Source organism: Hymenobacter agri, from assembly GCF_054778495.1.
On sequence record NZ_BAAGZM010001074.1, the window covers coordinates 1 to 887 of the forward strand.

Sequence of the window (887 nt, forward strand, 5' to 3'; positions counted from 1 at the left end):
TGCGGGCGGCGCACCGCGCCGGCACCCGGCAGCTCACGCTGCCGCCGCTGCACCTGCGCTACGGACGGGTACTCATCCCACTGCGGCAATTCAGCTCCGATATTGAGTTTGATATCGACCTGACGACTGGCTGCGAAGGCAACATCAATGGCGTGATGGAAAACTACTTTGAAGTGCCCGACGTGTGCTGCGACCCGGCGGCGAAGCTTGATTCGGGAATTAAGAAATAGGAAATACGGGCATTCAGCGAATGGGCGGCCTTCGCCTTATACCCTATTCCTTATCCCTCTGCCCTTATCTTGCGGGCTATGCAAGCAGAAATTTCCCGCGCCCTGGCCCGCCTTGACTTCTCGGCCATCGACTTCGAAACCGCCAACGAGCAGCGGGCCAGCGCCTGCGCCGTGGGCGTGGTGCGGGTGCGCGGCGGCCAGATTGTGGAAACCTACGCCACCCTGCTGCGCCCCCGCGTGCTGCGCGTGGACTGGCGCAACCAGCAGGTGCACGGCATTTCGGAAGCAGAGCTGCACCACGCGCCCACCCTCGCCGACGTGTGGCCCCAGCTCCTGCCCTACCTGCACCAGCAGCCCGTGGTGGCCCATAATTCGGCCTTCGATGTGAGCGTGCTCGAACATAGCTGCCGCGATTTCGACGTGCCCGTGCCGGCCTTCCACGCCCTGTGCTCGGTGAAGCTGGCCAAGCTGTGCTGGCCCCACTTCGAACGCCACAAGCTCGACCACGTGGCCGGGCAGTTCGGCATTCCGCTCAGCCACCACGATGCGCTGAGCGACGCCCGCGCCTGCGCCGAAATCACGGTGCGCGCCTTCCGCTCGGGCATGGCCCTGCCGCTATGCTACAAGCAGCGCGAGCTCACGGCCGGACTGGCGGCG

The 887-nt window shown here is 65.1% G+C and carries 2 protein-coding genes; both read left to right on the top strand.

The features are described 5' to 3' along the window. Positions 1-230, top strand: a 230-nt coding sequence (locus tag ACYVDE_RS24545) for a hypothetical protein (protein ID WP_460504140.1), incomplete at its 5' end; no start/stop codon positions are given. A gap of 78 nt (positions 231-308) precedes the next feature. Beyond that, on the top strand, positions 309-887 hold a 579-nt coding region (locus ACYVDE_RS24550; protein WP_460504141.1), incomplete at its 3' end, for a 3'-5' exonuclease.